This is a genomic window from Frigoribacterium sp. VKM Ac-2836, from assembly GCF_013248995.1.
Lineage (GTDB): Bacteria > Actinomycetota > Actinomycetes > Actinomycetales > Microbacteriaceae > Frigoribacterium.
Map to the genome: position 1 here is coordinate 280,460 of NZ_JABRPK010000002.1, position 22,812 is coordinate 303,271.

General features: G+C 65.0%; 22 protein-coding genes and 1 tRNA gene. 12 read left to right on the plus strand and 11 right to left on the minus strand.

Annotated features, from left to right (window positions below; all coding sequences use genetic code 11):
• Window positions 1–60: 60 nt before the first annotated feature.
• Complete coding sequence (locus HRF36_RS07680) at window positions 61–2,550, plus strand: ATP-dependent Clp protease ATP-binding subunit (protein ID WP_173208631.1); 2,490 nt, start codon at window positions 61–63, stop codon at window positions 2,548–2,550.
• A gap of 191 nt (window positions 2,551–2,741) precedes the next feature.
• Window positions 2,742–3,311, plus strand: a complete 570-nt coding sequence (locus HRF36_RS07685; protein ID WP_173208633.1) for an amino-acid N-acetyltransferase — start codon at window positions 2,742–2,744, stop codon at window positions 3,309–3,311.
• A gap of 106 nt (window positions 3,312–3,417) precedes the next feature.
• Here the strand turns inward: HRF36_RS07685 and HRF36_RS07690 are convergent, their stop codons facing one another.
• The 4 genes from HRF36_RS07690 to HRF36_RS07705 form a co-directional block, all read right to left on the minus strand.
• Entirely contained in the window at window positions 3,418–3,909 is a 492-nt protein-coding gene (locus HRF36_RS07690; RefSeq protein WP_217271084.1) for an SseB family protein, read from the minus strand.
• A 13-nt stretch (window positions 3,910–3,922) separates the two neighbouring features.
• Window positions 3,923–4,603 (minus strand): hypothetical protein, encoded by a 681-nt coding sequence (locus HRF36_RS07695; protein WP_173208635.1) that lies wholly within the window; start codon window positions 4,601–4,603, stop codon window positions 3,923–3,925.
• A 133-nt stretch (window positions 4,604–4,736) separates the two neighbouring features.
• The gene (gene radA / locus HRF36_RS07700; RefSeq protein ID WP_173208637.1) at window positions 4,737–6,101 is read right to left on the minus strand and encodes a DNA repair protein RadA; all 1,365 of its coding nucleotides are present in this window, start codon (window positions 6,099–6,101) and stop codon (window positions 4,737–4,739) included.
• A gap of 9 nt (window positions 6,102–6,110) precedes the next feature.
• Window positions 6,111–7,007, minus strand: a complete 897-nt coding sequence (locus HRF36_RS07705) for an SGNH/GDSL hydrolase family protein (RefSeq protein ID WP_173208639.1) — start codon at window positions 7,005–7,007, stop codon at window positions 6,111–6,113.
• 137 nt (window positions 7,008–7,144) lie between these two features.
• Between HRF36_RS07705 and HRF36_RS07710 the strand changes: the two genes are divergently transcribed.
• Both HRF36_RS07710 and HRF36_RS07715 read left to right on the plus strand, forming a co-directional pair.
• Window positions 7,145–7,235 (plus strand) — tRNA-Ser (locus tag HRF36_RS07710).
• Between the two features lie 183 nt (window positions 7,236–7,418).
• Complete coding sequence (locus HRF36_RS07715) at window positions 7,419–7,718, plus strand: hypothetical protein (protein ID WP_173208641.1); 300 nt, start codon at window positions 7,419–7,421, stop codon at window positions 7,716–7,718.
• A gap of 256 nt (window positions 7,719–7,974) precedes the next feature.
• Here HRF36_RS07715 and HRF36_RS07720 read toward each other — a convergent pair whose 3' ends face one another.
• The gene (locus tag HRF36_RS07720; protein WP_173208643.1) at window positions 7,975–9,927 is read right to left on the minus strand and encodes a hypothetical protein; all 1,953 of its coding nucleotides are present in this window, start codon (window positions 9,925–9,927) and stop codon (window positions 7,975–7,977) included.
• Between the two features lie 835 nt (window positions 9,928–10,762).
• On the opposite strand from HRF36_RS07720, the gene HRF36_RS07725 reads away from it, so the two are divergent.
• Together HRF36_RS07725 and HRF36_RS07730 are read left to right on the plus strand one after the other, a co-directional pair.
• The gene (locus tag HRF36_RS07725; protein WP_173208645.1) at window positions 10,763–11,950 is read left to right on the plus strand and encodes an AAA family ATPase; all 1,188 of its coding nucleotides are present in this window, start codon (window positions 10,763–10,765) and stop codon (window positions 11,948–11,950) included.
• Window positions 11,951–12,167: 217 nt separating this feature from the next.
• Entirely contained in the window at window positions 12,168–14,471 is a 2,304-nt protein-coding gene (locus tag HRF36_RS07730) for a S8 family peptidase (protein ID WP_217271085.1), read from the plus strand.
• A gap of 63 nt (window positions 14,472–14,534) precedes the next feature.
• Here HRF36_RS07730 and HRF36_RS15505 read toward each other — a convergent pair whose 3' ends face one another.
• The 3 genes from HRF36_RS15505 to HRF36_RS07740 form a co-directional block, all read right to left on the minus strand.
• Complete coding sequence (locus tag HRF36_RS15505; RefSeq protein WP_217271086.1) at window positions 14,535–14,699, minus strand: hypothetical protein; 165 nt, start codon at window positions 14,697–14,699, stop codon at window positions 14,535–14,537.
• Between the two features lie 25 nt (window positions 14,700–14,724).
• On the minus strand, window positions 14,725–15,831 hold the full coding sequence (locus tag HRF36_RS07735; protein ID WP_254281158.1) for an SIR2 family protein: 1,107 nt from the start codon (window positions 15,829–15,831) through the stop codon (window positions 14,725–14,727).
• A gap of 389 nt (window positions 15,832–16,220) precedes the next feature.
• A complete protein-coding gene (locus HRF36_RS07740; RefSeq protein ID WP_173208649.1) occupies window positions 16,221–17,315 on the minus strand; it encodes a CHAT domain-containing protein in 1,095 nt (364 codons plus the stop codon).
• Window positions 17,316–18,005: 690 nt separating this feature from the next.
• Here HRF36_RS07740 and HRF36_RS16270 point away from each other — a divergent pair.
• From HRF36_RS16270 to HRF36_RS07755, 3 genes are all read left to right on the plus strand, one after another.
• On the plus strand, window positions 18,006–18,347 hold the full coding sequence (locus HRF36_RS16270) for a ParA family protein (protein ID WP_371740078.1): 342 nt from the start codon (window positions 18,006–18,008) through the stop codon (window positions 18,345–18,347).
• Window positions 18,348–18,518: 171 nt separating this feature from the next.
• The gene (locus HRF36_RS07750) at window positions 18,519–19,070 is read left to right on the plus strand and encodes a hypothetical protein (protein WP_173208651.1); all 552 of its coding nucleotides are present in this window, start codon (window positions 18,519–18,521) and stop codon (window positions 19,068–19,070) included.
• The gene (locus HRF36_RS07755) at window positions 19,067–19,336 is read left to right on the plus strand and encodes a hypothetical protein (protein ID WP_173208653.1); all 270 of its coding nucleotides are present in this window, start codon (window positions 19,067–19,069) and stop codon (window positions 19,334–19,336) included. The genes HRF36_RS07750 and HRF36_RS07755 overlap by 4 nt, the downstream gene beginning before the upstream one ends.
• A 423-nt stretch (window positions 19,337–19,759) precedes the next feature.
• On the opposite strand, the gene HRF36_RS07760 is transcribed toward HRF36_RS07755, so the two are convergent.
• A complete protein-coding gene (locus HRF36_RS07760; protein WP_173208655.1) occupies window positions 19,760–19,966 on the minus strand; it encodes a hypothetical protein in 207 nt (68 codons plus the stop codon).
• Between the two features lie 552 nt (window positions 19,967–20,518).
• Here HRF36_RS07760 and HRF36_RS07765 point away from each other — a divergent pair.
• The 3 genes from HRF36_RS07765 (at window position 20,519) to HRF36_RS07775 (ending at window position 21,983) form a co-directional block, all read left to right on the plus strand.
• Window positions 20,519–20,677: a hypothetical protein gene (locus tag HRF36_RS07765; protein ID WP_173208657.1), complete on the plus strand. Its 159-nt coding sequence runs from the start codon at window positions 20,519–20,521 to the stop codon at window positions 20,675–20,677.
• A gap of 197 nt (window positions 20,678–20,874) precedes the next feature.
• Window positions 20,875–21,249 (plus strand): hypothetical protein, encoded by a 375-nt coding sequence (locus HRF36_RS07770; protein ID WP_173208659.1) that lies wholly within the window; start codon window positions 20,875–20,877, stop codon window positions 21,247–21,249.
• A gap of 23 nt (window positions 21,250–21,272) precedes the next feature.
• Window positions 21,273–21,983, plus strand: coding sequence for an RES family NAD+ phosphorylase (locus tag HRF36_RS07775; protein WP_254281214.1), 711 nt, complete (start codon window positions 21,273–21,275; stop codon window positions 21,981–21,983).
• 194 nt (window positions 21,984–22,177) lie between these two features.
• Here HRF36_RS07775 and HRF36_RS16275 read toward each other — a convergent pair whose 3' ends face one another.
• Together HRF36_RS16275 and HRF36_RS07785 are read right to left on the minus strand one after the other, a co-directional pair.
• Complete coding sequence (locus HRF36_RS16275) at window positions 22,178–22,318, minus strand: TIR domain-containing protein (protein WP_173208663.1); 141 nt, start codon at window positions 22,316–22,318, stop codon at window positions 22,178–22,180.
• A gap of 119 nt (window positions 22,319–22,437) precedes the next feature.
• Entirely contained in the window at window positions 22,438–22,782 is a 345-nt protein-coding gene (locus HRF36_RS07785; protein ID WP_173208665.1) for a DUF2200 domain-containing protein, read from the minus strand.
• Window positions 22,783–22,812 lie beyond the last annotated feature (30 nt).

Consider the following 22,812-nt stretch of genomic DNA (forward strand, 5'->3'; position numbering starts at 1 on the left):
GCGGGCGCCAGATGCACATTCGGTGGCGACAACCACCCCGCCACCTAGGGAGCAAAGAAGATGTTCGAGAGATTCACCGACCGTGCCCGTCGCGTCGTCGTCCTCGCCCAAGAAGAGGCGAAGATGCTCAACCACAACTACATCGGCACCGAGCACATCCTGCTCGGTCTCATCCACGAGGGCGAAGGCGTCGCCGCCAAGGCCCTCGAGTCGCTGGGCATCTCGCTCGACGCGGTGCGCGAGCAGGTGCAAGACATCATCGGCCAGGGCCAGCAGCAGCCGACCGGCCACATCCCCTTCACGCCTCGGGCGAAGAAGGTCCTCGAGCTGAGCCTGCGCGAGGCGCTGCAGCTCGGCCACAACTACATCGGCACCGAGCACATCCTGCTCGGCCTCATCCGCGAGGGTGAAGGAGTCGCCGCCCAGGTGCTCGTGAAGCTCGGCGCAGACCTCAACCGGGTGCGTCAGCAGGTCATCCAGCTCCTCTCCGGCTACCAGGGGAAAGAGGCGGTGGCCGTGGGCGGCGAGCAGACCCAGGGTGCGCAGGGCGGCAGCCAGGTGCTCGACCAGTTCGGTCGCAACCTGACGCAGGCCGCGCGCGACAACAAGCTCGACCCGGTCATCGGGCGCGAGAAAGAGATGGAGCGGGTCATGCAGATCCTCTCCCGTCGCTCGAAGAACAACCCCGTGCTGATCGGTGAGCCCGGCGTCGGCAAGACCGCCGTGGTCGAGGGCCTGGCCCAGGCGATCGTCAAGGGCGAGGTGCCCGAGACGCTGAAGGACAAGCAGCTCTACTCGCTCGACCTCGGTTCGCTCATCGCCGGCAGCCGCTACCGCGGTGACTTCGAGGAGCGCCTGAAGAAGGTCACCAAAGAGATCCGCACGCGGGGCGACATCATCGTCTTCATCGACGAGATCCACACGCTCGTGGGTGCGGGTGCCGCCGAAGGTGCCATCGACGCCGCGTCGATCCTCAAGCCGCTGCTCGCCCGCGGTGAGCTGCAGACCATCGGTGCGACCACGCTCGACGAGTACCGCAAGCACTTCGAGAAGGACGCCGCCCTCGAGCGTCGCTTCCAGCCCGTACAGGTCAACGAGCCGTCGTTGCCCCACGCGATCAACATCCTCAAGGGGCTGCGCGACAAGTACGAGGCCTTCCACAAGGTGTCCATCACCGACGGCGCCATCGTCGCGGCGGCGAACCTCGCCGACCGCTACGTCAGCGACCGCTTCCTGCCCGACAAGGCCATCGACCTGATCGACGAGGCCGGCGCCCGCCTGCGTCTGTCGATCCTGTCCGCGCCGCCCGAGCTGCGCGAGTTCGACGAGCGCATCGCCGGAGTCCGCGGTCAGAAAGAGGGCGCGATCGAGGACCAGGACTTCGAGAAGGCCGCCTCGCTGCGCGACGAAGAGAAGAAGCTGCTCGGTGAGCGGCTCCGTCTCGAGAAGCAGTGGCGTTCGGGCGAGGCCGGAGCCGGCGGAACCGTCGACGAGGGCATCATCGCCGAGGTGCTGGCCCAGGCCACGGGCATCCCGGTCTTCAAGCTCACCGAAGAAGAGACCTCGCGTCTCGTCTTCATGGAGAAGGCGCTGCACCAGCGCGTCATCGGTCAGGAGCAGGCCATCGCGGCCCTCTCGAAGACCATCCGACGCACGCGTGCGGGTCTGAAGGACCCCAAGCGCCCCTCGGGCTCGTTCATCTTCGCCGGGCCCACGGGCGTCGGCAAGACCGAGCTGGCGAAGGCGCTCGCCGAGTTCCTCTTCGACGACGAGGGCGCCCTGATCTCGCTCGACATGTCCGAGTACGGCGAGAAGCACACCGTCTCTCGCCTGTTCGGTGCCCCTCCCGGGTTCGTCGGCTTCGAAGAGGGCGGGCAGCTGACCGAGAAGGTCCGCCGCAAGCCGTTCTCCGTTGTGCTGTTCGACGAGATCGAGAAGGCCCACCCCGACATCTTCAACTCGCTGTTGCAGGTGCTCGAAGAGGGTCGCCTCACCGACGGTCAGGGTCGCGTCGTCGACTTCAAGAACACGGTCATCATCATGACGACCAACCTCGGGACGAAAGACATCACGGGCGGCCCCGTGGGCTTCCAGATCGAGGGCGACACGGCCACGTCGTACGACCGCATGCGCTCGAAGGTCACCGAAGAGCTCAAGAAGCACTTCAAGCCCGAGTTCCTGAACCGTGTCGACGAGACCATCGTGTTCCCGCAGCTCAACCAGGCCGAACTGCTGCAGATCGTCGACCTGTTCGTCAAGCGCCTGTCCGACCGTCTGCTCGATCGCGACATGACGGCCGTCCTCTCGCAGTCCGCGAAAGAGAGGCTCATCGAGATCGGGTTCGACCCGTCGCTCGGTGCCCGGCCGCTGCGTCGTGCGATCCAGCACGAGGTCGAGGACCGTCTGTCCGAGCGCATCCTGCAGGGTGAGCTCAACGCGGGCGACCACGTCCAGGTCGACTTCGTCGACGGAGAGTTCACGTTCGCCACCTCGCGTCAGCCGGGTCGCGAAGAGGTCCTCGTGGGCGACGCCCCCGAGCTCGAGAGCTAGGCGCGACACCAGCACGACAGCGACACCGGCACGACGGTCATACCGAAGGAGGCGCGAGTCGCCTTCGACGCCAGGGGCGGTCTCTCACGAGAGAGGCCGCCCTTCGGCGTACCCGGGGACGGGTCGCGAACGCGTCGCTAGGCTGGGCGACGGCCCGCGCCTCCTCGGGTCGTCGTCTTCGAGGGAGTCCCATGTCAGACGCGGCAGACGCGCCCATCGGTGCCGGCGGGCTCGGCGGTGCCGACCGGCACGGCATCACGGTGCGCAACGCCGTCGTCAGCGACGTGCCCCACATCCAGCGGCTGTGCGAGCCGTTCGTGCAGAAGCGCATCCTGCTCGGCAAAGACCTCGTGACGCTGTACGGCGACGTCCAGGAGTTCCAGATCGCGGTCGGGCCCGACGGGGTGCCGATCGGCTGCGGTGCGCTGCACGTCATGTGGGACGACCTGGCCGAGGTGCGGACGCTCGCCCTCGACGCCGCGTGGATTCGCAAGGGCGTCGGCCACCGCCTCCTCGAGTCGCTCGAAGGGGCGGCCCGCCGGCTCGAGATCGGCCGGCTGTTCTGCCTGACGTTCGAGGTCGACTTCTTCGAGAAGCACGGATACCTCAACGTCGGCGACGACGGGCTCGTGCCGCCGGACGTCTACGGCGAGCTCGTCCGCTCGACCGACGAAGGTGTCGCCGAGTTCCTCGACCTGGCCCGGGTCAAGCCCAACACGCTGGGCAACTCGCGCATGCTCAAGGCGCTGCCCGCGCTCTAGTCGCCCTAGCCCTAGGTGTCCGTGGCCGGTCGAGTGGTCCCGAATCGTCCCTCACCCCAGGAGGCGCGGGTCGAGTGGTCCCGAATCGTCCTTCCCCGGGCTGGGGCTAGCGGAGGGCCTTGAGGAGGTCTTCGGGGGCTGCGGCCATGGTGTGCGGGCCGGCGATGTCGAAGAAGACCTGCTCGATGACGTCGAGGTGGGCCTCGAGGAACACCCGCAGCGAGAGCGCGTCGTAGAGCATGACCTGACGGTCGGGGTCGTCGGGGACCATTGCGGCGTAGGCCTCGGCCGACGAGAAGAGCAGCAGGATTCGCTTGTCGGTGTTCTCGCGACCGAAGACGCGCACCTGGTCGCCCTCGTCGGGGAGGGCTCCGTCGTCGGGGCCGCCGGTGGACGGGGCGGCGTCGGTCGTGTCGGCCGGCAGCACGAGCTTCGGGACGACGACGACGTCGTGCCGCAGGGCGAACGCGACGGCGGCGGCGTCCTGGGCGGCGAGGGCGAGTTCGAGCGACTCGGACCGGAAGGTGCCGTTGCGGTCGGCCGGGTCGACGGGCTCGCGGGGGCCGACGGGCTCGGAGGAGGGGGTGGCTGCGTTCACGGGTGGGTCACTGTCAGTTCAGGATCATCTGGGCGGTGTCGGCGGAGGTGATGTCGCCGACCGAGACGGCGAGACGGTAGGTCGCTCCGCCACCGGTGACGGGCGTGCGCGAGGTGGACTCGCAGGTGTCGGCGGACGAGCGGGTGCGGTCCCAGGCGATCGGGGGAGTGCTGAGGGTCTGGCCCGCGGTGAGCGTGACGACCTGGTTGGTGCCGTTCACCTGGCAGTCCTTCGACGACCAGTACTGCTCTTCGCCACTCGAGATGACGAGGGTCTGCTGGGCCGAACCCAGGTCGATCGAGCAGTCGGCCCGACCCGAGTTGGTGATCGACATCGAGATCTGCGGCAACTCGGTGGCGGCGTAGGTCGTCTTGTCGGTGACGGGCTCGAGCTCGATGTCGCGGGTCGAGCAGGTCGCGGCGTCGGAGGCGCCCTCGGTCGAGGTGTCGGCCGGGTCGGCCGTGGCGTCGGCCGCGGGAGCGGTTTCGGTGGCGGCCGACTCGCTCGGAGCGGGATCGGCCGCGGGCGCGGAGGTCGTCGCGGCGGCACCGGGTTCGGCTGAGCCCGAGCCGGGACGGACGACGATCAACACGATGATGACCACGACCGCGATCAGACCGAGCGCGAGCACCGCGCGACGACGCCAGTAGACCGAGGGCGGTTGTGGCCCGACCGGGTTCTTGAACGTCGACATGCGCACAGGTTAAGGGCCGGTCAGGGCGTTGGCCGGGACCGTCGCGGCGTGTGGGCTGAGAATCCGCGTGGAGCGGGGTGCAGGCGTCGGGCCGGGGCGGTGGCGGGACGTGCCCCGGTGTGGGACGTGCGGTTCAGAAGGCGCGGTCGAGCTCGCGGTCGCGTTCGGAGCCCGCGGCACTGAACGCCCGGCGGAGAGCTTCGCGCAGGTTGCCCGATTCGGCGTCGACGAGCTGGGTGAAGCCGAGGCGCCGTGCTTCTGACGCGCGCTGCTTGGGCGAGGAGACGGGGCGGATCTCGCCGGCGAGGCTGATCTCGCCGACGGCGGCCATGGTCTGGGGGAAGGGCTTCTCTCGGCTGGCGCTGGCCAGGGCGAGTGCGATGGCGAGGTCGGCACCGGGTTCGGTGATCTTGATGCCGCCGACGGTGCTGACGTAGACGTCGGCGTCGCCGAGGCGGATGCCTGCTCGACGTTCGAGAACGGCGAGCAGCATGGCGACGCGCGACGAGTCGACACCGTTGACGACGCGACGGGGTTGGGGCGTCGAGCTGGCGACGATGAGCGCCTGGACCTCGACCGGCAGGGCCCGGCGGCCCTCCATCGCGACGGTGATGCAGGTGCCGCTGACCGGGGTGCCGTTGCGGGACATGAAGAGGCCGCTGGGGTCGGCGACCTCGGCGATGCCGTCGCCGGTCATCTCGAAGCAGCCGACCTCGTCGGTGGGACCGAATCGGTTCTTGTGGGCGCGGATGAAGCGGAGGGCGGTCTGGCGGTCGCCTTCGAACTGGCAGACGACGTCGACGAGGTGTTCGAGCAGACGGGGACCGGCGATGGTGCCGTCTTTCGTGACGTGGCCGACGAGCAGGACGGGCAGGTTGCGGTCTTTGCTGACCCGGATCAGGGTCGAGGCGACCTCGCGCACCTGCGAGGTGCCGCCGGCGATGCCGTCGATGCTCGAGGACGAGACGGTCTGCACCGAGTCGACGATGACGAGTTGCGGGTCGACCTGGTCGATCTGGCCGAGGATGACCGCGAGGTCGACCTCGGCGGCGAGGAAGAGGTTGTCGTGCATGGCACCGGTGCGTTGGGCCCGGAGGCGGACCTGCGAGGCGCTCTCTTCGGCGGTGACGTAGAGGACGCGGGCACCCGTGGCGGCGGCACGCGAGGCCACCTCGAGCAGCAGGGTCGACTTGCCGACACCGGGTTCGCCACTCAACAGGATGGCGGCGCCGGGCACGATGCCGCCGCCGAGGACGCGGTCGAACTCGGCGATACCGCTCGGCCAGTACGCGACGCTGTTGGCCTCGACCTGCGTGATGGGTCGGGCGATGCGGTCGCCTTCGACGCGGACCGAGGCGGTGCCGCGGGCGCTGACCAGTGCCGAGGTGACGTCGACGACGGTGCCCCACCGCTGGCACTCGCCGCACCGGCCGGCCCATTTCAGGCTCGTCCAGCCGCACTCGGTGCAGCGGAACGGGGGAGTGGTGGGGCGGGCCATGCTGTCAGCCTAGGAGGCGCCCCCGACATCGGAGGAGGCCTGCGTCGGGGACGTGGCCGCGCCTCCTGGGGTCGCCGCCGCGTCGGTCGCCTGGGCGGCCGTATGGGCTGCGACGGCCTCGGCCTCGCGGGCTTCGTGGGCGGTGGCGGCCTCGTCGGCGGCGATGCGGGCCAGGCGGGCGGCGATGGCGGGTTCGAAGGCCGAGGCCCAGACGCGGTAGCCGCGGTCGTTGGGATGGAAGAGGTCGCCGGCCGAGTTGCGGTAGGTGCGGAAGAAGCCCTGGCTGCGGGTGGTCTCGTAGAGCGGGGCGAGGGTGAGGCCGAACTCGCCGGCGACGCGGCGGACGATGGCGTTGGCCTCGACGAGCTTCTTCTCGCGGTCGGGAATCCACATGGCGGGAAGGTCGCCGACGATGGCGTGCGAGGGCAGGGCGCCGTAGATGACGCGGAGGTTCTTCTCGAACGACTCGGGGTTGAACTGGATGATGTCGTTCGCGCCGATGGCCACGGTGACGACATCGGGTTCGTACTTCTCGAACTTCGGCAACTGGTCTTTGCGGCAGAGCCAGGTGGTCGAGCCGCTGACGCTGAGGTTGACGACCCGCAGCGAGGTGTGGCTCTGGCGGCGCATGTACGCGGAGAGGCGGCCGACGTAGCTGCGGGCCGGGCTCGAGGCGCCGATGCCCTGCGCGGCGGAGTCGCCCATCGCGACGTAGAGCAGCTTGCCCTTGCGGTCGAAGCGGTCGCGCCACCAGGCGGAGTGGACGGGCAACAGCGCGTTGAGGTCGGCGGCGGCGGCGTTGCGCCGCTGCATGAACCGGTTGACACCGGCGCCCGCGGCGGCCGTGGTGGCGAGGGTGACGCCGACGCCCGAGAGGAAGGCGGTGACGGTGTGGCGTGAGGGCATGGGCCGAGGCTACGCCGGGCTCCGATGCCCGTGCCGACCATCACGGCAGCCTGTGCACGACCCCGAGGAGGCGCGGTGCGGTGGACGAGCCGTCACCCGGTTTCGTCCCTGCCGCCGGATGTACTAAACTCGTCCTCGGTACCGTGTCCGAGCGGCCGAAGGATCATGTCTCGAAAACATGTGTGGGGGTTAACTCCACCGTGGGTTCAAATCCCACCGGTACCGCCAGAGGGTTGTTTGCGCATCATCCGAAATTCGTTTGCGGAACTCAGCCCGAGAAGAAAGCCCCCGAGTAGTTCGGGGGCTTTCTTCCGTTTCTGGGCCTAGACGCCCTTGCCGGCGAGGGGTTTGGGACCTCTAGACCGCTTCCTCTGTGCCATTGGGCGCGCAGTCGGCTTAAACGGGTGGCACTTGGACACGGTCGACCTGAGCATGAAAGACGGCAGGCCCTTCGGGTACGTCACCTTCGTAGAAGCAGGGGCCGGCCGTGAAGCTCAGGTAGCCGTTCGTTGGGATCATGTGCACGACCAGCTCCAGTGCTTCGCAACGGACCGGAACATCGGCAAAGAGCGAGGCGAACTCGAGCGGGACGTTCGTCATCGAGTTGGCGCGCTGGTGGCTGCCTACGCCCAGCTGGGCCTGTCGATCGCAACTAGTTACGTTGCCGCCGAGGCATTGCGGACCGCGGCCAATCTGGCGCCCCATCGCTAGCTGCTCTCAGCCCCCGGGTACGGGGAGAGCGTGGTATCGCAGTCCGGACCGCAGCGCCCCCGCTCGCAGGAGAGCCGAATTGCGGTCAGACTCTTTGAAGCCAACACAAAGGGGCGCGACTGCCCATGGCGTCGTCAAGTACGCCTCGGTGAAGGAGCGAGCCGGGGGCTTGGCCCAGCAGAGCGACTGGGGCTCCGAGTCGACGAGCGTGGCCCGGCGCGGCATTAGAGAGGGCGGTGCCACGGTTTGGGGCCGTTCAGCGGCGGATCTTGTCCGTCGAACTTGACGGAAGGTGTTCGCCTATGTGGCCGATGTAGATGCATCCGTCGTTAGAGACCTGGTCGTAATAGTGGATTCGAAGCTTTTGCTGCGCTGACCAGCTATGCGGCTTGAAGTGAGACCACATATGCACGTGCCCAGTAGGGTCGACCTCCTTCGGCACGGGAAGGAGGCGATGATCGCCGAATCGCGCGCGGGTGTCGCTTGTTTCGTCTCGGGCGTGCTTGTTCGGTGGGACGTGGAACCGGTCAGCAGGACCGGATTCGCAGAACGCGTGCACGCTGCTGTCCCACACCCCATCGAGGCGCGACGCCCGGTAGGCAGCCATAGTGCCCAACGCGTCCCAGGCCGCGCGGAGCCCGGCTTGGTCGAGGTCGAGCGCTTTCACCGCTTTTACAGTCCGTAGGTTCCCGGTGATGACGATTTGGTGAGTGGCGAGTCTGGGATCGGTGAGGAGGGCGTCCCAGTCGGCGGGGCTTGAGCCGAGCGGGTTCGCCGGTCCGTTGTCGTCCACCCAGCTGTACGCGTTCGCTGGGTCATGCTCGATCACCTTGCTGCGTAGGAATGCGGCCTCCCGGTTCTTTGCCGCGAACTGCACGTCAAGGCGATCCCGTTCTCGGGTGACCGCAGCAGCATCGGATCGTTCGCCCTCCAACGTGTCCTCCAGCAACTCGACCTTGCCGCGGAGTTCGTCGTTGTCCGAGAGCAAGCGCTGAACCGATTCTGCGTCCGGCACGGTTCGTGTCGCGGCATCAAGTAGTTCGAGCAACGTCGACTCGAGGAGATCCGGCAGGCCGAGGAAGTCTTGCAGCTCCATCAGCTGGCGGAGAGCCTCTGCTCGCGCGGAATTTGCGGTCGCTACCTCGGTGCGGAGCGCGACGATGACATCCGCCGAGAGGTCTTCCGCCGCTACTGGCGCTACCGCGGGAACGGATAGGCCAATCGTATCGACCATGGTGGGCTTCAACGCCGGTCGCGCAGCCTGTCGGGCTGCGACGCGTTCGCTTAGCGGCACGGCATTTGGTTCGACCGCGGAACGGAGCCGCTGCGCGGCGGTGCGGTCGAAGGCCCTGTTCCACTCTCGAACCGTCGGGGGCAGTGGCTTCTGGTACTGACGAACGAACCGCTCGACGGTCCGTTCGATGTCGGCATCCAGTCCGGCGAGGGTCCGCGTCGTCAGCCAGCGCGCCGCGGCTTCAGTGGCGGGGTCGTCTAGATCCACGTCCGGTGGGTAAGTCCGTAGCGTCCCAGCCCCCACGGCACGCCGACCGTGCAGAGCGCGAAACTGCTCAGCGGAGATTGGATCGAGCGAGACCACATGTGCGATGCCCGCGCATCGTCGAGTCCACCGGCGCACACCCTGCATCCACTGTTCGAATTCGATCCCGTCGATGGGTGCGGCGACAAGAACCGGGAGACGACGAGTCGGGTCATCAATCAGTTCCTGAAGCTCCTTGAGCCCGGCGTTCGATACGTGCCGCACACCGGTGCGGACGGGACCAACATCTGAGAGATCAACGACGTCGAGGATCATGTCCGCGACCTTCGGTTTCGCTGCCCGTCGCCGGTCAGAGGAAGCCGTCCGGACGCTGACCCATCCTCCACTCGGGCCGTCCACAGCGACGATGGTCACAACAAACGTTGTCCCCCGATTTGTGTTCCACGCGCGGACCCGGACCCCGTCCTCGCGTCCTGCGCGACGGTGCAAGACTTCGACTCGGCGTGTTGGGGGTGAGCCGACTGCTTCGCCTTCGACACCCGGGTCGATTTCGACCCCGAGCTTGTCTCTACTCCACGCGGCCACCTCGTCGAGCACGCGGCGCAACCAGTTGCTACTGCCCTGGGTGGTCCAGTACGCCTGATAGTCGTGATCCGCAGGTGCGGCAGTCTCCGTTTGGCTGACGTCCGTGCGCTCATCCGTGGTCGTCACTGACCCACCCTTCGCTTAGTGAGAGAAGCTTACCTAGGGAAGGTGTCGTCATGCGTTAGCTCCCTTTCGATTCTCGGCATCGATCCCAGCACGGTCCGCTGATGGTTACGGCCATACCGGCCCTATGCGGGCACGTCGGCCATGTCCGGCATCGACGTCCTACCTCGCCACCGGTTGTGCACTACTCGCTAACCGTTTCCGCCCCCGGGGTACAAAGCTGGTTCAGGCCGTTGACTCGGCATCGTCGGACCAGGTAGACGGATGCTTCACCTTCCGGCTCAGCGGCAGGGGGATGCATCACGGGAACTTTTCGTCTCTGCCAGCGGCTCATGACGTCAAACGCGTCGCTGACATCGCGGTCGCCGCAAGGTGCTGCCTCCAAGTCCACAAGTGGACGCCCGCTGTGCCCACTTCTGGGGCGACAGGCGGGGCGGGGGCATCCACCCCGACCTCCACATTTACGCTCGGGCGGCTTTAGCCGCCCCGCTCACCCGGTGGCGGCCAGCTTCTGCCGGCGCCTCCACTTCGCGGGGTCGTTCGCCTGCTCGCAGAGGGGGTTGGAGGAGGGCCGAATAGCGACCGCCGTGGTCGATCCAAGGCTGCTCGTCAGGCCTGGTGAGTTCGCAACTAACGCGCTATGTCGTTCCGGGCGAGCCCTTGGTTCCACATCGCATTGCGCACCTGCTTGATCGTGTCTGAGTGGACGCGACAGGCTCATTCTCGACGTTTGGGCAAGCCCAAATGAGACCCAAGTGGGTGTGTGGCTGTCTCTCGTTGTGTGCAGCGTGTCCCTCAGCTCGTCAGAAATGTCTGATCGGGGTCTTAGTATGTCCGTATGGAGCACTTCTCGATCGTCAAGGCCATCGGCCGCGCCGCGCTGGCGGCGGATAACCGGGAGGTCGTTGCTCATCAGCTGGTTCGCCTCGAGGCCGCGCTTCGCAGTTCTGGTGACGGCGACGCTGATGCCCTTCAGAAGATGATTTCTGCCGCTTCCCGCCCTCGCCGAGCTGCGCCAAGCCGCGTTGCTCGAAGCGCAGTCTCCGCGTTGGAACGTATGGCGGTGGGTGTGCCGGTGCCGGTTGATCCAGAGAGCGCGGCCCCGCTTGCGACGGTTGTGTTCCCTGAGCAGAACACTGCGAGTCGACCTATCTTCAACGACGTCGTGACGGAGATGGTGCAGTCACTGACCAAGGAATGGGATCATCAGGAGCAATTACTGCAGGCTGGCCTGCATCCGTCATTGACCGCGTTGGCCTACGGCCCGCCCGGGACAGGAAAGACATCGCTCGCGCTTTGGCTCGCCAAGGAGCTAAATTTGCCGGCAGTTGTTGCCCGTCTTGACGGTCTTATCAGCTCTCTGCTCGGGACAACAGCGCGCAACCTCGGCTCGTTGTTTGAGTTCGCAAACAGGTACGAGTGCGTCCTCATTCTCGACGAGTTCGACGCCATAGCGAAGCTTCGAGACGACCCCAACGAAGTTGGGGAGATCAAACGAGTTGTGAACGCGCTCCTACAGAACATGGATGGTCGCGCCGCGATCGGCATCACTCTGGGATTGACCAACCACGAAGCGCTCCTTGATCCAGCAGTTTGGCGTCGGTTCGAGGTGCAGGTGCCGATCCCCGTACCTGCCGTTCCCGAACGAATTGCCATTGTCGCCGCAGCTTTGGGCGACACCCCCGGCATCGAGGCGGAAGCGAAGCTCATCGTCTGGATGACCGATGGCTTTTCAGGGGCGGAGGTGACCACGGTGTGCAAGAAATGGCGGAAGCGCCAAATTGTGGACGGTCTAGCCCGCACCGACGCAGTGCAATTGATCATGCAGGTCACGGCTTCCACTGCGGCGCGTTTTGGTGCAGCGGATCGTCCTGAGTGGCCGAACCGAGAAGCTCTCATCGCCGATCTAGTCCTGAGTGACACTCTTCACTTCTCCCAGGGTGAACTGGCACATTTGTTCGGCATCAGCACCAAGACCGTAAGCCGCCTAGTGAATAAAATTCAGAGCGAGGATGGCAATGCCTAACCAGCCAGTCCAGATCGTCACAAACCCGCAGCGGCTGACGCAACGGCGCGACAAACCGTCCCCAAATTCCGCCGGTACCGATTTTTTCGCAGGCAATGACGCTGGATTTGCTCGCCATCAGGTGCGGTTGACGACGCAACTCGCCAGCATCATTAGCGCACTAAAAGTGCCTACGTACATGAATGATTACAATGGCTTGGGTTTTGTAATCGTCAAGATGAGTTCCCAAGCCATCGCGAAAACACACCGGCCGCAGATACGCCTGTTCAAGAAGAATGCAGTTCCTCATGTGGCCACGCGGGGCATTGGAGAACCAATCTTCGCCTGTACCCCGGAGACGCTTCGTGGAGTCCTTGAGCGGCTCCGTCAAGCTGAACTCAGCGTCGGTACCAAAACGCTAAAAACTGGAGAGATCGTCGCGAACCCGACGAGAGCCCGGTGCGAAGCGTCTGCAATCGCGAGCATTGAGCTGTGGTCTGTCGCAGACAAGCGTGCCTTCGATGCTGAGGATGGGGTTGCGTGGCTGAGTCGGTCCGGGTCGGGTGGCAGATACCACGTGGAGCTCTTCCCATTTGGTGGGGTGTCAGCACCGGCATCTCTGACATCTGCTGGCCAGAGCGCAGCGCGAGCGCTCGAGAACGACCTCACCAACGTCTCCGTTGACATAAATGCGCAAGCGGCTCGCGGGGTGGGCGGCCCGCTTGCTCTATCTGTGGCTGTGCTTGAACCAGGCGTCCCCGGGCGTACTGAACTCGGAATCACACTCGAGGAAGTCGGAACCGCGCTTCGAAGCCGCGGGAACCCAGCCCCCAACGTCGACGTCGACGAACATGCGCGTGTTCTCAACGCTCTCGAACGCAACCCGCTCGTACGCTCCATCGCGCTCCCGCCGCTCCCCTCAGCCACGCAGGGAGAGGCTGCAGCCACCGGCGCCCTGGCATTGCCCGTCCTCCCGGGCCCCGACGAACAGACCCTGCCAATCATCGGTGTACTGGATGGGGGCGTTGGGCCCGTGCTCGACCCTTGGGTTGTCGACCGCTGGACGGTGATAAGTCCATCGGACACGGACGCGGAGCATGGCACGTTCATCAGTGGCCTCCTGATCGCGGCAGGACCGCTTAACCCGTCGCTTTTGGATTCATCACGTCCGGCCTGCCGGATACTGGACCTTAAGGTGCTGCCAGCGGACCCTGGAGGCACTGGTGTCAACTTTGGCCGCTACTACCCCGGTGGAGCCGCGGAGTTTCTCGACGAAATTGAAGACGCTGTCCGAGATGCCAGGAAACGGTATGACGTCCGAATATTCAACTTAAGCGTAAATTTTGACGGGCCCGGCGACGACGCGCGTTACGGCTTCACGGCGCAGCGTTTGGACGAGATAGCGCGACAGCACGACGTCATATTTGTGATATCCGGCGGTAACCTTGTGCCTAGTGATCAACGTGCCGAGTGGGGTACGAATCCTGACCGTAACCTTGCTGCGCTGGTTCGGGAGACGAGGACGACGGTCTCGGAACCCGCTGAGAGTTTGTTTAACCTGTCAGTAAGTGCGTTGAACCCACCTGGAATTGGTGGACAGGTGCCCTATGCCCTCACTAGGTACAGTCGAAGAGGGCCGGGGTTGCGCGGAGCTACAAAACCAGATCTTGCGCATATCGGCGGTAGCGGCACGTACGACAGCGTCGCTGGTTACGGCCTGGTCTCAGTCGATGAGGCCGGAGCGGAAGTCACGGACTGCGGGACCAGCTTCGCGGCGCCCCTTGTCGCGCGCGAGCTCGCTGACCTCGACGTCGCCATTCAGGGGGATGTGCCCCGTGAGGTGCTCCTGGCTCTCCTAATCCACGAGGCGAGAATGCCGAAGCAACTTCAGAAGGGGTCAATCGGTGCAGTCGCAACCCAGCTTGCAGGTTTCGGCGTGCCCAGCCAGACGCACCACACTCTGGAGCGTCCCGACTCGGAAATCGTAATGGTCTTTAACAGCACTGTGCTGCCACGCGAGGAGCACAGTTTGGACTTCTCCTGGCCGGCTGCCCTAACCACAAACGGTAAGTGCCGCGGGTATGCCCGGCTGACTCTGGTTGCGCGGCCGGTTCTTGCCTACGAGCACGGGGACGAACGCATTCGCGTCAACATCGACGCTAAGCTCATGCAGCAAAATGAGGATGGCGGGTTCAACAATGTGCTGAAGCCTGTCCACAACCCCAACGCCATGGCCAACCCAAAGACCGAACGCGAGCGGCTGCGAGAGAATCACAAGTGGCAGGTCGTGAAGAGCTTCGAGACGGCCAACATGCGTGGACGTGGCAGCAGCTCGACGTGGCGGTTCTTTGTTGAGTACCTGACCCGCGCGGAAGAGCCGCTCCCGATTAAGGGCGTCGAGTTCGCCGCGGTCCTCACGATTTCCGACCCCAAGGGCGTCGCACCGGTTTTTCAGCAGATGCGGCAACAACTAAACGCACGAGGGGTGCAGACCACTGACATTCGGGTCGGAATTCGCAACCGAGTTAGCACGCGCTTCTGACGTGCGGGACCCGGAGAGATGCGTCGGAACGACTGTCGGCTCGGCGGCCCCGTGGCCCGAACCTCACTTCTTCTTGGACTGATCGTTCTCGGGGGAAGGCGCCGTCTTCTTGGCCTGAGCGCTCGCGCTGCTCCGCGTCACATACTTGCCGGTCGTCGGGTTTACTCGGATGCCGCTGACGCGGTATGCCCCGTTCCCTAGGCTCTGAAGTGAGTAGCCGTTTGCCATGTCTGCCTCCTACCTAATTTGGAGTCTACGTCCTGGACACGGATCCGGTAGATGCAACGAGCCGTTCGCCCCAGTCGACCGCGATGTCAAGTGTCGTGTCCATCCACATTGCCGTCGACTGGAAGTAGGTCTCGGCGCTTCCAGGCAAGCCAACGCTTAGAACGGCTGACGCGATTCCCGGAAGACCGTCGAGTTCCACGCGAATTGGGGTGGCAAAGACGGTACCCCAGCGACTCGTCGTTCCCTCTTGCAGGTCCTGAAACACCGTCGCTTCGGCGCCGAGCGCACGGCCCGCGATCCACTGGCTGTCGTGACCGCTAGGCACGTGGCGCACATCGTCGATGGAGCGGAAGCAGCGATCTTGAGCTGCGTAACGAGCAACGTTGCCTTGCCCGTCTGCGATCCATAGCGTTGCGTTCAGGCGGTCGACGTTAAACGCCGTGCAGAGCGAGGTGGCGTCCGAAAGCAGCTGATCTGAGTACGCCTGCTGCAGGTCCTGAAATGAATCGACATGCGCCTGCCACAGAGTGGCAGCTCGCTCCTGCGGTGCGCGGTAGCCGGGTGCATGTAGATGCCGCAACTCTCGAATGATCTGCGCGGCATCCGAGTGGTCTTCGAGGATCACGGGAGTAAGACCCGCTGCGCTCCACTGATCAGCCAACGCCTCCTTGATCTGGTCGAACTCCGGCCTTGTGACGTGAAACGATTCCCTGGCCAGAAGTACCAACGCGTTCGATGCGTCGGGAGCGGCCAGGGCCACGTGTAGCCAACGCCGGACGTCGGGGTCGCGGTAGGACGTTCCTGCGATCACGATGGCCCCTTTCTTGGCGCACGCGATAAGCAGGCGTTGCTGCCACGAATCCGGGTCTCCTAGCAGCTCGTTAAAGTCGGAAAGGGTAAGCACGACATCTTGGCTCTCGCGCACTGATGCAACGCCGTGGAGGTGATGCACCGGAATCGTTCCAGCAGGCCGCTGGTCGTCGATTCGGGGCTCAGCAGTGACCGCATCGCCAGCTTCGTCGATTGCATCCTCGATAAGCGTGTCGAAATTCAGGGTGATGACCGTGGACTCTCCCAAATCCCCGGCCAATGCGTGGCTTGCTGCCGCAATGTGCAGAGGTGACGGGGACAAGTCATTGAGATTCGAATAGAGCGCTGCTCGAACGTATTGGTCCCAACGCTTCCCGAGCCGCCGGCGTGCCGCTTCCGCTACGAGCAAAGGGTCTTGTCGATTAACCAGCAACCACGCGGCGTCCTCATCGGGAACTGACCCAGAGGCACGAAGGAGCCGGACTGCCAGCTCCTCCCACCCGGGCAAGCCTGACGCTGCTGATGCGCCAGCTCCGAGCAATAGCGTGACGTGTTGGTCACTTCCGGAGTCACGAAAGGAGCCCATCGTTGCAGCGGTCAAGTCGGGCGCGCTCACAGCATCATGCTGTCACACGAGCCACGCTCACGGTTTCCGACGGTGGCGAGCCTCACGCTTTGTGATTGAGCGCCCACGCCTTGAGCGCCCACGCCTTAAGCGTCCGGGGGTAGCTCGGGCAGTACGAGGCGGGTCTCGTAAGGGTTGTAGCCCTCAGCGGCATGCAGCTGTGGAAGATCATGATCAGGCAGCCCCATCATCTCTAGAGCTGTCTTTGCGAGATCGTGCGAGGAGCCGATGGACTGTCCGTCCGCGATGGACGCGTAGAAGCGTGCCGCGTAGTTGATGGCGTCAGAATTCCCTATTGAGTCGGAATGACCAATAGCGAAGGCCGCGATGCTTTCTGTCACACGGTAAGCCTGTGCAGCGGTCCTGCACGCATTGAGGACGACGAGAAGCGGAGTTTCGTCGACAGCTTGTAGAGCACGCCCCAGTAGCCGGCCGGACATCGTATGACCGTCATTGTGGGCGTCGACATCTTCTTCGAAGACAATGACGTCCTCGTTGCCGTGGCCGGAGAAGTGCACGACGTGAGGGGTGCCCTGCGTAAGACCGTTCAGAAGGTCTGCGCTCGTCGCAGCAGGCCTGACGTCGAGTCGAACCTGGTCGCGACCAGACGCGAACCGAACTGCATCCTGAATTTGCTTCTGCTCGCGTCCGACGCGCCGGTCATCTCGGCCTGACGAGGTGAGGATAAGGATGCGGAGGCGCTCTTTCTTCGGCTGTCGAAGGTCGGCTATTGCCCTCTCGTGCACGTCGAAGCGCATCGCCATCTCGTCGCGCAGACGGCCCGTCTCGGCCCTGACTGTCGTCACTTGCTGAGCTCGTTGCCTTTCTAGGGCAGTGTCGGTCTGCTGACGCTTTCGTTCCGACGCCCTTAGTTCCGAGGCTTCGGCGGCTGACATCTGCCTTTGAAGAGCTACTTCTTCGGCTAGGTACTTGCTCGCCTTGGTCTGCCAAGCGGCGGCGTCCTTGCCGGCGGTGTTGGCGTCCTGCTCGTACCTGTTTGCGTCCCGCGATCGGGACTTGCGCGTCGACTCGCTGCTTGTCTTGGATGCAGCAGTCCGAGCCTTTGTCGCATCCGCCCGCTTGGCGTTCTCTTTCGTTCGTGCCGCCGAGGCCTTCTTCTCCGCATCGGCCTTCTGCGCGCGCTTCCGATCCAGTTGAGACCGAATCGTCGAGCTGCTCATGGTGCGAGGCTAAGGGAACGCCCCGACTCTTGGGCGCAGAAGAGTTCGAAAAGTCCCGCGGTGCGGTGACCTACGGTTCGTCTCCCGCCGTACGCGCATGGGGTGTTCATGCTTGAGGATCAACCACGAGGCAGAAGCGAGGCTCCCCGCCTCGGTCAAGCAACCAACAATTTGGCAGCAGTGAGGCCTGGGGCTCCAGAACGTTTGCCGGGTTGCGGGCGCCGCCGCGGCAAGGGGAAGCCCGACACGCCCCGAGGGCTGCGGGGGCTGGCAGGGGAAATCGCTCTGACATTCGGGGGAAACCCAGCTTCGGTCTGGGGTCCGAGGCCCCAGTCTGCAACGATCGAGGGGATCTGCAAACAGCCCGCCAGACAAAGAGCCTCGAGGACCCCGTGATTACAGGGTTCCCGGGGCTCTTTTCTTTGTCGACAGGGCCCAGCGGTGACACAGCGGTAACAGGGACGCGGTGAGCTCCAGTGAGTAACCAGCACCTCCGCATCACGAGGGGTGTCCAGCTGCCCCATCCTGCGGTCAAGACAGAACGTCAAAATCTCGTCGTCGACCTTGACCCCCGGGCACATTAGACAGCTCTATCGACGCCGACCTCGGTGACGATGACCAGGCCCAACTCGCGGACGCCCTCAGCTCCCGTCTCCCCGAGACACTGCGGGACGTCATGGTGCCGGGCCTGTGGCCTGGCCTCGAATTCGTGCCGACCGCGGGCGTCGCCCTCGGTGCCAGACGCGACGAGCTCGTGATCGCCGACGCAGGCCGCGAGAGCTGCCTCCACGAGGCCTGCGAGCCGTCGCCGGTAACTACGACCTGATCCTGATCGACTGCGCCCCGAGCCTCGACCAGCTCAGCAGTAACAGCCTGACGGCCGCCGACCGGGTTGTGGTCGTCGCTCACCCTCATGGAGACGTTTGGCGCGTAGTTCTGCTGAAAGGATCTCGACTCCACAGGGGCCTCGCCAGCCTGCATCGTGCACGGCGCCACGAATGCGCATACGGGAAGCGCGTTGGCGTTCGGTAGGCGGTAGTTCACTGGGGCAGGGTGTGGTCGATTCGTTCGCGCGCATTCCATCGCGTGGGGGAAATTCCTGAGGATTACGTCAATTAGTTGGCATCGCTCGGCGAGGGCGTTCTAGCGTTTTTCCAGACCGATCAGTACACCAACGGAATTCGACCGAGAGGACGCAGACCAATGACCTGTACCCGAAAGTTCTCCACCACATTCCTCGCCGGCACCCTGGGCATCGCGCTCGCCTTCGGTGGGGCGACTGCCGCGCAGGCTGCACCGACTCAGACCTCGTCGGCGCAGACCGTGTCGGCGACCCAGCAAGAAGCCGCCCCCGCCCCCACCGAAGCACAGTTGGCCGAGATGGAGGAGGCGCTCTCGATCATCGAACGCATCCCCGATTCGGTGCTCCGAGCCGGAGACGCGGCCACGCAGCAGTGGCTCGCCGAGAACACCCCGGCCCCGAACGCAGGCGGGGGAGAGGTCACCCTCCAGGCGAACGTCCTCGGTTGCGCCGGTGCGATCGCCACCGTCATTGCTTCGACCGCCTTCCCGGCGGCGAAGATCCTCAAAGCCAAGGCGCTCATCAAGCAGCTGGGCGGTGTCACCGAGGCGGCCAAAATCATGTGGGGCGCGAGCTTCTCGTACGAGAAGGTCAAGGCGTTGGGCGGCGCCGCTGCCGCGCTCGCCGGTGAGCTCATCGGCATCACGCAGATCAAGGAGCAGTGCTTCTCATGACGAACTGGCTCCGCGCCCTCGCCCCGCTCGTCCTGACGGCGATCGCCCTGGTCGTCTTCTTCACGGCCGATCGCACCGTCGGGATGCTGTTGATCGTTGCCGCCCTCGCCTCGGCGTTCCTCGCGGGCAAGAGCGTCGTCGGCCGCCCGTCCCGGAGTCTCGACCGCGACGTCGACTCCGCCGAGGTCCGCGCCTACCGCGAAGCCCACCCGGACAGCACCATCAGCGATGCCGTCAGCGCCGTCGGGGGCACCGCCCGCCCCTGATCATCGACACGGACACGACGAGCCGCACCCGAGGAGGGTGCGGCTCGTCGTGGTTACGGTGCTCGTGGCACCGACTGCGGGGGCGCTGGTCACGTGACCTGTGCCTCCTGCCCTACGCCTCGGCGTCGGAGACGACGATCCGTTTGGCTCCAAAGACGGCGAAATTGCTCCGCAGGACAACACCGAGAGTTTGTCTGCCCCGGCATGTCTGGCCGCCGGTCTCCATAGCCGGGCCCTGAACGCCCGCACTCTCGGACGAATACGACATCGGTCGATGTCCTCACTTCCCCGCTTGCTGATGCCATCGCCTAGGCCGCAGGGTTGGGTTATACCTCGATAGATTTTCGTTAGAGGTACCCTTATCGGCCGCTAGTAGACAGAGTTCTCCTGCATGAAGGTGGGAAACGTGTTTTTTCCGGTGCTCTAGCGGGTGCGGCGAGCTTCGCGCAGGAGCGCGACTCGCATCGTCAGCCCTTCGCCGCAAAGGGCCACGAGGACGTCAATGACGGCCTCCGACCACAGGGCGAGGAGCTTCGTCGTGTGCTCGTTGGTGAACAGTGCGACGAGGATGACGACCCAGAAGGGAGCGCCGGAGAAGAACACGATGGCCGCGGCAGAAGCGTTGGACATGTTTTCCTCCTTCGGAAGTGGCCTTGCGGCCGGGCCCTCGCCGATCGCGAGGGAGCTTGTGATGTGCATGCCGAGGCCATGCGCGGCACGCCCTGGTTAGAGGCGAAGGGGACCGGGCGCGCGGTCGCTGCTCAACTGGGGGCAAAAAAAGCCAGGCCCGTGAGGGTCTGGCTGGTGGCTTACGAATGGCGCAGGGCTTCATCGTCGCACGCGGCAATGCTCTAACGACGAAACGGCGCTGGAGGGCCGTTAGACATAGTGCTGTCGCAGTGAGCGCACTCTAGCGTGGGCAGAGCTTCGCTATGTGGAACCAGGGTACCTCGTGGGCAGAGTTCACGCGAGCCCTTCGATTCTCGAGGCAGAGCTGTCACCCTTGCGGAAGACCCACCCAAAGATGACGAAAAGCCAGTCCGAGGGACTGGCTTGCTGCGCGGGCCTGTCCCGCACGCACTCACGCTACCTCGGCAGAGCGCCACATTTGCATCGTTGCCGCGGCGAGGCCCTGTCGGTCCCCCGCCGTAGCTCTCCGGCCCGTGGGGGTCCAGTCGTCGAATGAAAACGCAAGCCGCAGACCTCGACCCCGCCGGGTACGAAGGCGAGGCCGAGACGGTCGACGTGGGCGGCACCCCGCGGTGCTGCACCCGCGGACGCGGTCACACCGACGACGAGCACCGCGCCGTGTTCGGCCAGCTCGGAGACGGACCCGCCTAAGGGAATGGCGATCGCTCGGATCTGATCCCGGAGGTGCAGCCAACATTTGTTTCGGAGTGGGAACAGGGTCGCGAATTGGCCGGCAGTTTGTTGGCACTTACTCAGAGGGGCTGCGCGTGCGCCACGGATGACGGAAGGTTGTTGTGAGTCTGTGATTTGAGATGGGATTGCAGGTGTCCTCGGACTAGGGTTAAGGCATGGCAACGATCGAGCTCAAGGCATACACCGCTTCCGTTCGGACGGATATGCCCGAACTCGTGGGTGCGCTTCGCGATGTGCTCGGGGCGCAGCTCGTGGCCTACATCGCCGGCGTCAAAGAAACCCGCGCGGTCCGTCAGTGGGCAGAGAATGACGGTCGGCGCCCGCAGCCCAAGCAGGAGCAGCGTCTCCGCCTCGCCTACCGGGTGGCAGCTCTGCTGCTTGATCAAGACGCCCCTCGGGTGGTGCAGGCCTGGTTCCAAGGAATGAACCCGCAACTCGACGACATCGCACCAGCACGTTTCATCCGCGAGACAGACGGCGACGACGCGAAAGTCCTAGCCGCCGCGCAGAGCTTCGCCGCGAACGGATGATCGATCCGAACTCCCTGCAGCACATGTCCGCGCCGTCGCCGGTGTGGCGTGTGGGGCGCCGGCCGAACCCCTGGGACTGGGCGCCCTGGCGATACGCCTCAGCGGACACCGGGACCTTCCCCGGTCGCTGGGACTCACCCGCCCCGCACACCTACCGAACGACCTACGCCGCCACCGAACCCCAAGGTGCCCTCCTCGAGGTCCTCGCCCGTTTCCGACCGGACGCCTCTCTCGTGGCCGCCATGACGGAGATCGTCGTCGACGAAGCCGATCGAGCCCTCTATTCCACGCAACAAGCTGGCATCGTCCCGACTGAGTGGTTCGCCGCACGGTTGCTCACCCGGGCGTCTCTCGCCGGAAGCTACCTCGATATCGCCCACTCCGAGACCATCGCGGGCTTCTGGGGTGAATTCGCCCACTCGGCGATCGCTGAGTACGGCCTCGCGGACTTCGATGGTTCCGCGCTCCAGAACGCCAATGTGCGCCCACTGACCCAGGCCATCAGCGCCCGGGTGTACCGAATGACCAACGACGACGACGTCCCGTCGTTCGACGGCATCCGATTCCTGTCCCGATTCGGCGCCGACCAGGAGCTCTGGACCGTCTTCGAGCAACCCGACGACACTTCCACCAGCAAGCTACTGAGCGAGATCCAGACCATGGCCATCTCCGAGGGCGATCACGCAGTGGCACAAGCCATGCAGACGCTCGGGCTCACGCCCGACGAGGACTGAGCGCGAACGCCGCCGGAAGCGGCACTGTGACCACTAGCCCTGCTTCCTGCCTGGCCCGCGCGAAGTCGGACTGGCCGCCGGGGGAGCAGGCAAAACAAGGTGCGTTATGGGTCACATCGTTCTTACGAGCGCACGATTGCTGACCAATCCACGTTGAGGCCTGCAGTGCTAATTTCTGAGGCAGGCTTACCTTTTCAACCGCCAGCAGGGTCCAGTGGGACATAGACAAGCCCATTCAGGTCGCTAGGCAATTCAACATTCGACTCGTAGAGCAATGTGACTCGCTTGCGGCCCAGGAGCCCCAAGAGGTCAAGCCGAAGCGGGCCTGAAAGCATCTGCGGCGTCTCGCCGACCTCGGAGCCTCTCGACGTCGTCCTTGATCAGCGGCGAGCGGCCTGCAAATCGGCCGAACCGGAGCTCGCACGGCGGGAGGCAGCTCGCCGACTGGTCGGCGTCACCCCTCCCGCAGCACCTTCGCCATCGGACGGCCGCGCGCGACCTCGTCCACGAGCTTGTCGAGGCGGCGGATGTTCGCCGTCAGCTCATCGTCGAGGGCCTCGATGCGGACGCCACAGATGACCCCTGTCACGAGCGCGCCCCGGGGGTTGAGGTCGGCTGCCGCGAAGAAGTCGCGGAACGTGGTGCCGTCGGCGACGTGCTGGTCGATCTCGTCCTGACTGTAACCGGTCAGCCAGGTCACGACCTGGTCGACCTCGGCCTGCGTGTGGCCCTTCCGCTCGACCTTGGCCACGTACAGGGGATAGACCTTGGCGAACGGCATGTCGTCCAGGCGGCTCATGCCGGAATCGTACGCCGGCGGGCCGTCCGG

What these genes read in the sequence shown, in the direction of transcription:
- radA (WP_173208637.1), bottom strand. Translation starts at nt 6,101, where the DNA reads ATGGCCCGCCCCACCACTCCCCCGTTCCGCTGCACCGAGTGCGGCTGG.
- HRF36_RS07750 (WP_173208651.1), top strand. Translation starts at nt 18,519, where the DNA reads ATGACCTGTACCCGAAAGTTCTCCACCACATTCCTCGCCGGCACCCTG.
- HRF36_RS07740 (WP_173208649.1), bottom strand. Translation starts at nt 17,315, where the DNA reads ATGAGCAGCTCGACGATTCGGTCTCAACTGGATCGGAAGCGCGCGCAG.
- HRF36_RS07695 (WP_173208635.1), bottom strand. Translation starts at nt 4,603, where the DNA reads ATGTCGACGTTCAAGAACCCGGTCGGGCCACAACCGCCCTCGGTCTAC.
- HRF36_RS07755 (WP_173208653.1), top strand. Translation starts at nt 19,067, where the DNA reads ATGACGAACTGGCTCCGCGCCCTCGCCCCGCTCGTCCTGACGGCGATC.
- HRF36_RS16275 (WP_173208663.1), bottom strand. Translation starts at nt 22,318, where the DNA reads ATGCTTTCAGGCCCGCTTCGGCTTGACCTCTTGGGGCTCCTGGGCCGC.
- HRF36_RS07775 (WP_254281214.1), top strand. Translation starts at nt 21,273, where the DNA reads ATGTCCGCGCCGTCGCCGGTGTGGCGTGTGGGGCGCCGGCCGAACCCC.
- HRF36_RS07705 (WP_173208639.1), bottom strand. Translation starts at nt 7,007, where the DNA reads ATGCCCTCACGCCACACCGTCACCGCCTTCCTCTCGGGCGTCGGCGTC.
- HRF36_RS15505 (WP_217271086.1), bottom strand. Translation starts at nt 14,699, where the DNA reads ATGGCAAACGGCTACTCACTTCAGAGCCTAGGGAACGGGGCATACCGC.
- HRF36_RS07785 (WP_173208665.1), bottom strand. Translation starts at nt 22,782, where the DNA reads ATGAGCCGCCTGGACGACATGCCGTTCGCCAAGGTCTATCCCCTGTAC.
- HRF36_RS07765 (WP_173208657.1), top strand. Translation starts at nt 20,519, where the DNA reads ATGAAAACGCAAGCCGCAGACCTCGACCCCGCCGGGTACGAAGGCGAG.
- HRF36_RS07760 (WP_173208655.1), bottom strand. Translation starts at nt 19,966, where the DNA reads ATGTCCAACGCTTCTGCCGCGGCCATCGTGTTCTTCTCCGGCGCTCCC.
- HRF36_RS07685 (WP_173208633.1), top strand. Translation starts at nt 2,742, where the DNA reads ATGTCAGACGCGGCAGACGCGCCCATCGGTGCCGGCGGGCTCGGCGGT.
- HRF36_RS07725 (WP_173208645.1), top strand. Translation starts at nt 10,763, where the DNA reads ATGGAGCACTTCTCGATCGTCAAGGCCATCGGCCGCGCCGCGCTGGCG.
- HRF36_RS07730 (WP_217271085.1), top strand. Translation starts at nt 12,168, where the DNA reads ATGAGTTCCCAAGCCATCGCGAAAACACACCGGCCGCAGATACGCCTG.
- HRF36_RS07680 (WP_173208631.1), top strand. Translation starts at nt 61, where the DNA reads ATGTTCGAGAGATTCACCGACCGTGCCCGTCGCGTCGTCGTCCTCGCC.
- HRF36_RS07770 (WP_173208659.1), top strand. Translation starts at nt 20,875, where the DNA reads ATGGCAACGATCGAGCTCAAGGCATACACCGCTTCCGTTCGGACGGAT.